At 42.6% G+C, this 7,875-nt stretch carries 7 protein-coding genes and 1 pseudogene; all 8 read left to right on the plus strand.

Annotation, left to right across the window (positions count from 1 at the left end):
• Window positions 1–2,094, plus strand: a 2,094-nt coding sequence (locus E4T82_RS11620; protein WP_322783546.1) for an SspB-related isopeptide-forming adhesin, incomplete at its 5' end; no start/stop codon positions are given.
• A gap of 21 nt (window positions 2,095–2,115) precedes the next feature.
• On the plus strand, window positions 2,116–2,856 hold the full coding sequence (locus E4T82_RS11625) for a hypothetical protein (RefSeq protein WP_135182942.1): 741 nt from the start codon (window positions 2,116–2,118) through the stop codon (window positions 2,854–2,856).
• A gap of 152 nt (window positions 2,857–3,008) precedes the next feature.
• Window positions 3,009–3,272, plus strand: a complete 264-nt coding sequence (locus tag E4T82_RS11630; protein WP_135182943.1) for a YdbC family protein — start codon at window positions 3,009–3,011, stop codon at window positions 3,270–3,272.
• Window positions 3,262–3,483, plus strand: a complete 222-nt coding sequence (locus tag E4T82_RS11635) for a hypothetical protein (RefSeq protein WP_228065155.1) — start codon at window positions 3,262–3,264, stop codon at window positions 3,481–3,483. The genes E4T82_RS11630 and E4T82_RS11635 overlap by 11 nt, the downstream gene beginning before the upstream one ends.
• Window positions 3,484–3,498: 15 nt before the next feature.
• Complete coding sequence (locus E4T82_RS11640) at window positions 3,499–4,248, plus strand: hypothetical protein (protein ID WP_135182944.1); 750 nt, start codon at window positions 3,499–3,501, stop codon at window positions 4,246–4,248.
• Window position 4,249: 1 nt separating this feature from the next.
• Window positions 4,250–4,612, plus strand: coding sequence for a PrgI family protein (locus E4T82_RS11645; protein ID WP_135182945.1), 363 nt, complete (start codon window positions 4,250–4,252; stop codon window positions 4,610–4,612).
• The gene (locus E4T82_RS11650; RefSeq protein ID WP_228065156.1) at window positions 4,587–6,938 is read left to right on the plus strand and encodes a VirB4-like conjugal transfer ATPase, CD1110 family; all 2,352 of its coding nucleotides are present in this window, start codon (window positions 4,587–4,589) and stop codon (window positions 6,936–6,938) included. Before E4T82_RS11645 ends, E4T82_RS11650 begins: the two co-directional genes overlap by 26 nt.
• Before the next feature lie 18 nt (window positions 6,939–6,956).
• A pseudogene (locus E4T82_RS11655) lies at window positions 6,957–7,875 on the plus strand (hypothetical protein); the annotation flags it as partial.

A 7,875-nucleotide genomic window follows, 5' to 3' on the forward strand; every position in this document is an offset into this window, starting at 1 on the left:
GCAGGGACACTCACCTCAAGCAAGGCTTTGATTAGTCTCTCTCGTATGACCTTTAAGGACAATCCAATTCCAGATATTACACCTGAAAAACCAGATTTCCAACCAGAGAAGTTTGACTTGTCTGAAGGTAAATTTGACATCACGGGAAACAAACTCATGGATGATGACGATGAGCTTACAGATGAGTACGGAGAAACCAATAAAGACCCGTACGTAGACAAGGTGGATAACAATGAACCACAGAACCTCAATACCAAACTGGTGAAACGTGGGGATAAACTTTTCTACCAGCTTTGGCTTGATACCAACCACTTTACTCCAGAGCAGCTGATTCAAACAACAGGCTTGACGGATAGCTATGATGCCAAGCACTTAACCTTAGATGCCAGGAACATCAAGGGCTATGATGGCAAGACAGGTGAGGAGGTAACGAAACTCTTTGATGTAGAGGATAAGGACGGAAAACTGACCATTCAAACCAAGAAGGACTTGCTCAAAGACAATGTACTCGATACAGAGCGCTTTGCTTTTGGTCGTTACTACAAGTTTGACATTCCAGTAACGGTGAAAGAGGATGTGGAAGATGGGGTGGATATTGAAAATGTGGCCAGTCAGTTTGTGACAACGGTCAATCCTGAAACAGGAGAGTCAAATGCCCCGACGGAAACGGTTGAAAAACCAACTCAGAAACGGGTCAATAAGGTAAAAAGTCCTAAAAAGGTAGATTTCCAACCAGAGAAGTTTGACTTGTCTGAAGCGAAGTTTGACATCACAGGAGACAAATTGGTGGATGACGATGATGAGGTGAAAGACGAATACACAGACACCAATAAAGACCCGTATGCGGATAAAGTGGACAACAATGAACCACAGAACTTGAACACCAAACTTGTGAAACGTGGGGATAAGCTCTTCTATCAGTTATGGCTCGATACCAACCACTTTACTCCAGAGCAGCTGATTCGAACAACAGGCTTGACGGACAGCTACGATGCCAAACACCTCACCCTAGATATCAAGAATATCAAGGGCTATGATGGCAAGACAGGTGAAGAGGCAACCAAGCTCTTTGATATAGAGGATAAAGACGGAAAACTCACTATTCAAACCAAGAAAGAACTCCTCAAAGACAACGTGCTTGATACAGAGCGCTTTGCCTTTGGTCGTTATTACAAGTTTGATGTTCCAGTGACCGTCAAGGAAGATGTTCCTGCAGGGACAGCTATCGAAAACACCGCTCGTCAGTTTGTGACAACGGTCAATCCTGAAACAGGAGAACCCAATAAGCCATCTGAAAAACCAACTCAAAAACGGGTCAACAAGGTGAAGGAAAACAAACCAGAGCCTCACAAGTTTGTCCTTGATAAAGCAAATGTGGATGTCAAAGGCACGAAATTGTTAGATGACGATAGTGAGTTGAAAGATCGCTATGCAGATACGAACAAAGAACCGTATGCGGACAAAACAGACAACAATGAGCCTGAAAATATCAATACTGCCGTTCTCAAAGCAGGCACGACCATTCATTATCAAGTCTGGGTGGATACGACACCGTTTGACAAAGAAAGCCTACTTCAGACCATCGGGGCAGAAGACGACTATGATGAGCGTTATGTGACCATCGACACCAAAGCGGTTAAGGTCTATAACAAGTCTACAGGTAAGGATGTGACAAGCCAGTTTGATATTGAGAATAAAGATGGTAAGCTCACTATTCTACCAAATGATTCTGTGAAGAAGACACTTGGTCAAATCAAGGTACTCGACACTTCTAAATTTGAACTAGGAGTCTATTATCAAGTAGAGATTCCAGCGACCATCAAGAAAGATGTTCCAGCTGGCACAGATATCGAAAACACCGCTAAACAAGTGATTGTTGATAAAGACGGTAAGAAAGAAGAGCTGATTACCGAAAAGCGTGTAAACAAGACTCCTAAAGAGGAACAAGCAACAGGAGCTCTTCCACGTACAGGTGAGAAAGCAGGACTTCTCTACACACTAGTTGGATCTCTTCTTCTTGCAGGCCTTGCGGAATGGAAAATACGTTTGTTCAGTAAGCAGATGAAAAAAGCCTTGAAGCAGGTGTCAAAATAAGATAGAATAGGGAGAAAAAAGATGGAGAAATGGTTGATGGAGACAATCTTTTGGAGTGCCTTAGTGACCTTTTTGTTCAATGTTGTGTTAGAAGTGATTCGCCAAATCGTGCATCAGAAGGAGCGAAAAAAACAAGAGGAGCGTTTACAGGCTCAAGATGATAAGATTGAGAAGGCAGAAAAGAGGGAGCGATATTTTTATCCAACTTCTCTTCATCTGTCCTTTTCTAAGGAGACGTTTCCGCAAGAGGTTTCGGACATGTTGGTCATCACGAATCAAAAGCATATACGGGTGCAAGCTTATCAAGGGTTTGTGGTAAAAACGGTCGCTTTTCATGCCTTAGAAGGCCAAGAGACCCTCTTTTTTGCGGAACCGACTCTCTCCTTTGAGGGAGTTAAGAAGATGCAAGAACAAGCTGATTCTGATCATTTGATGTTAACGATTCCTGCAGGCTTTACAATTACAGAGGCTTCTGACCACTTTCTTTATAGCGCTACTTTCTATCTTTTTACAGACTTTGTAGGGAAGAAACATCTCTATCTTGTTGTAGAAATCATTAGGGTACCAGGGGCAGGAAAGAGAGAAACACAGATCATCCAATCGTTCATCTTTAATGAGGACTATGCCCTTCTTTCTCAAAACCCTCACTACGAATTCATGCCCACTCAGTTTGATGTCGCAGAGGAGTTGAGAAGAGAAGCAGGTGCAGTTGTTCAACGGTATCTGAAAACCTATCGTCTTCTACTAGAAGACCTTGCATAAATCATGAGGATACAGTATACGGAAGTCTAGTGACTGTAAGACACAAATTCTTCTGAGTGTACTCACAACTTACAGTCCTTTTCTTTATATACTGCCACAAGCACAAATGAATCGTCATTTGTGCTTTTTCATTTGTAAAGGAGTAAAACAAGATGACAATTGATTCCAATCGCTTTACGTTCCAGGTTATCAAGCGAGTTGCGGTCTTGTCGACCGACTCGAAAGGCTGGACAAAGGAATTGAATCTCATTTCCTACAATGAGAAACCTGCTGTATGGGATATCCGCAAGTGGAGTCCAAACGGCAAAATGAGTCGAGGGATTACCCTCAAAAACGAAGAATTAATGGCTTTGAAAGAAGCCTTACAAACACTAGAAATGGAAAAAGGAGAAACTACACATGGATATGGCCATTAAAATTGTGACACTAATTGGAGGTTTGATGTCTATCTCAGGCCTTTTTTGGATGTTATTTGGAGTGTACGAAGTATTTGCAGGACGTAAGAATAAACGGCCTGAACAACGTGATGAAGGACAAGAAGGGATTATCAATGGTTTTGCCTTAGCTGCCTTTTCTGCGACTATTACAGCTGCGATTGTAGCAGCGATTCGAGCGATCAAATTTTAAATAAGGAGGGCTGATATGAAACTAAATGTTTCAGACCTCATTAAGACACTTGCAGAGTACAATCCTACTGTCAATCAATCAGCTATTGCGATGAACAAGGCACTCCTTGTTCTAGGCAATATCCTCTTGTCTATCTTTTTACTCATTGAAATGATGAGATGGTACGAGTTGATAGGAAGTACGGGTAAAAAGCTACCGCAAAAACTATGGCTTGAAATTGCCTTTAAATATCTAGTCTGCTGGTTGCTCATTCAATACTCTGCTAGTATCTTAGATGGGTTGATGTGGCTCCTCGATAGCGGTGCCCATCAGATTTCTAAGGTTGTCAAGATAAAAGATTATAGCTACGCATTTGATATAGGACACACAAAAGGAGTCGCAAAGATTATCTTAAACTTGATTGGCGGAACAGTATCGCTCATTGCAAATGGAATTGTAGGACTGTTGAATTTTCTGCGCTATATCGAACTCTATTTCTTAAAGGCTCTAGCGCCTGTCTTATTGGCCTGCTTGATCAATGAAACCGTTCGACCGATTGCCATTACCTTTTTGAAATATTTTTCATCCTATGTCCTCATTGCCTTGGGACTAAGTATTATCTCGGTCATCTATGCAGCTCTATCCTCCGCAAACTTCCTTTCGGCTATTGTAGAGGTTGGAGAAATCCCGTATGGAGCAGTCCTTGCTTCCATTTTCCAAGGGGTGATTTATATCATTACGATTATCGGTGTCGGACGAAGAATGAGACAGTTATTGGGGGTATAAGATGAATAAATTAGGATCAATCTTTTTAGACGACTTTATCAAAGAAGAAAAGCCGATTCTTTTCCAATTAACAGGAAGAGGCTTATTGTTGGTATTCGGAGGTATTTTGACTCTTGGTGTGACAACGTTATTACTTTTCTTTGATTATCCAGATTGGTTGGTTTTTGTTGTCTCGGCAAGTCTATTATCTCCAACGATGATTATTGGACTGAGTATTGACAAACGTTTCTCTTTTTCGGAGCGTTTTTATTTTTTTCTGTTGACCAAACGTAGAATTTATCAAATAGAAAATCGAGATAGAAAGGAGTATCATTCTAGTGACTTTATTCAAGCAAAAAATGTCAGAGAAACTGACCAAATCTGAATTGGCAAGAGCAGAGCGATTAAAACGCCAACTCAAGCCAACTACTCAAAACACCTTAGCTTATACGAGCCTGTTTCAAGGAGGACTCATGCACATTGTGGACGATAGCTATTCAACCACCTTCCGTCTAGGAGATGCCTCGTATCTTGCGGCTGAATATGAACAACAATTGACCATTGGAGAGGCACATGCCAAAGCTTTTAATGCCATTGATGCAGGCTCTAGTTTACAGCTTCTTATTCTCAATAGGCGAGTAAATGAAGATCTTCTAAAAAGAGTCTTGTATGAGCCAAATCAGGATGCAGACGATGCTTATCGCTTTGAGATGAATGAACAAATTGAACAACGATTTGATGTGACGAGCAATAATTTTGAAATTCAAAAATACATCACGATTGCACAAGATGCAGTTGATAGAAAACAAGCGCAACTTGCTCTGCAGGACGTGGGGGTGACACTTGAAAATATCTACAAGACAATTGATGTATCGTTTCAGCCACTAACAGAGATGGAACGCCTCTCAGTATTTTCGGAGATTCTAAATGGAGTAGAGACCTTGCCCTACACCTATCATGATTTGCGACTTTCAGGTCTCACTAGTAAGGATTTCATCGCACCAGATGTGATTGAGTTCGATCGAAAAGATGTCAAAATCAATGAGATGGTTTCAAAGACCTTATATATCAAATACTATCCCAAGTCCATGGAAGATGACCTCATCAAAGAATTGACTTCCGTAGGGATTGAACTAGCCATCTCGATTCATGCGACCGCCTATGATACAGAAGAGATTACGGAGGATATTGAAGAGGCGCAAGCTGAGGCCAATGTGGAACAGATTCGGTCTGCGAAACGTGCTGCAACTTCCTATATTCCAACGGAACTAGTGTTAGGTTCTCAAGCTTCAGATGATTTTGAGGAAGCTGGAAACTGGCGCAAAGAAGTGAAAGATCGAGACCAGAAGATTTTTAGAGGATTGATTTTGGTTCACTTTAAAGCCAATAGCTATGAAGAATTAGCCTTACACCAAAGTAAGATTGAACGAGCAGGGCGCAAGGCGGGAGTTCGCTTTGGGGAAATTTACTATCACCAAGAAGAGGCCCTCAATACGGTTCTTCCAATTGGGAAAAACTATTTAGATCTTCATCAGAATGTCCGCATCAAGAAGGTGTTTCCCAGAAGCATGACGACCGCCAATCTTGCCACTCAAATTCCTTTTGCGTCCGTTGATTTGATTTCAAAAAGCCCAAATGCTCGCTATTATGGCCAAAATCAAGCCTCTCATAATATGATTGCGATTGATCGGATAAAGGACTTGCTTTCTCCCTCTGGTGTGATTATGGGCGCTTCAGGATCAGGGAAATCTGTGGCCGCTAAAAACGAAATCATCTCTACCCTTTTAAAATACAAGAGGGATAAGGTGATTGTCATCGATCCCGAGGCAGAATATTTAGATATTGGTCGGGAGTTCGGGGCTGAAATCATTGATATAGCAGTCGGAACAGAAACCTCATTTAACCTGATGGATCTTCCTAATAGAGAGAATCTCCTTGAAGACGATAAAGACCCTGAAGGCGCAAAATCCAACTTCCTTGTGACTCTCTTTACAGGACTTTTATCAGACTTTGAAGATGAGCGGCTTTCTCTCATTGACCGAGTCACGAGACTTACCTATGAGCGCTTTGAACAACCGACTCTCAAAGAATGGCATAGGGTACTTAGTGAACAGGAAGAGCCTGAGGCAAAACGGCTAGCCTTGAAGTTAGAGATCTATACGCTAGGAAGTTATGACATCTTTGCGAAACCTACCTCTGTGAATCTAGACAATCGCTTTATTATCTTTAACTTGCAGCGCTTATCAGGTCAGCTCAAGCATTTTGCTTTGTTGGTCATTCAAGATTTCATCTGGAATCAGGTTGTCGAAGCACGAGCAAAAGGGGAGAAAGTCTGGTTCTACTTTGATGAGCTACAGCTTTACTTTGAAGAGGACTATCAGGCTACTTATTTCAATCATTTGTGGTCTCGAATCCGTAAATACGGCTGTATCCCAACAGGTATTACTCAGATGCCTGAAACTCTAACAGGTTCACCACAAGGACGTAAGTTATTGGGTAATAGCCAATTCAAGGTTTTGCTTAAGCTAGAGGGGTTGGCGCTTCAAGAAGCTAAAAAGATTGTGAAGTTGACAGAGCAACAAGCTCGCTATATCGAGCGGCCAAAGGCCAAGGGGACAGGCTTGATTGTGGCAGGTGACATCGTCGTCCCATTTGAAAATCCGATTCCTAAGGATTCTAAACTCTACCAACTCATTGCGACAGATGCCTGATGAGAGGAGTAAGAGGATATGGATGAGAAAAAAACGATTGAACTTGAAGTAGCTAAATCTCAACTCACTAGCTCGTCATCAGAGCGCAAAAAGACCTCCTTATCCCATCACAACTGGAAGAGAATGAGGACGACTGCTAAGGCCTCATTTCTGAAAAAGGTGTCTCTAAAAGAGCTCCAACAAGTACGAAAAGGGGTTGGTCGAAGAGGTTCGCCCCTCGCGCCTTTGTCTCACAAGAAAAGAGTTCCTGAGAAGGAGATACCAGAGGCACCAGACACATCAGGTACAGGGAGAGGGGCAGGTAGGGGAGATACAAGAGAATCCAATCCCTTGTCGTCTAAGAGAAAGGGGGGCCTTCGCTCAAGACTGGGCAGGCGATTGATCGTAGAAGCCAGTCGAATGGCAGAGGATCTCTTGGCGCAGGATGAAGAGCAGGAGGAGTTGGTCAAGCTGAAGCAAGGAGTCCAAAAGGGGAGACTGAGCCTGCATCGGGTTCAGACCAGTCTTGGCTATGTCCACTCCACTCTCTCTAAGGTTACCAAGGCTCAGTCTTTGTCAGCCTCCTATAAAAGGGATAAAGCAAGAAAGAAAAAGAGGAGGGGAGGTCTCCTTTTCAAGAAGGCGTTCCGGTCGAAAACGTCCAAGAGCAGTGTGTGGAACTTAGCGGTTCGCCCTGTCAGAGTCGTCTTTTCTTCCATTGCCCTCAAATGGGGTGCATGGGCGCTTGGAGGCTTCTTTCTATTATTACTTCTCATGGCCAGTGTCTTTGGACAGATGTTTCCCATCCAGAGCGAGTATGACTTGAATGAAACCTATCTCTATATGACCCAGCTAGACCGCAAGAAGTCCAGTGATACAGTCGAGTATTATACAAATTGGGAAGACCCGCTCCTTTACCTTCACTTTCACTATGAAGCGATTCATGAAGATCCAAGGT

Source organism: Streptococcus cuniculi, assembly GCF_004570575.1.
Lineage (GTDB): Bacteria > Bacillota > Bacilli > Lactobacillales > Streptococcaceae > Streptococcus > Streptococcus cuniculi_A.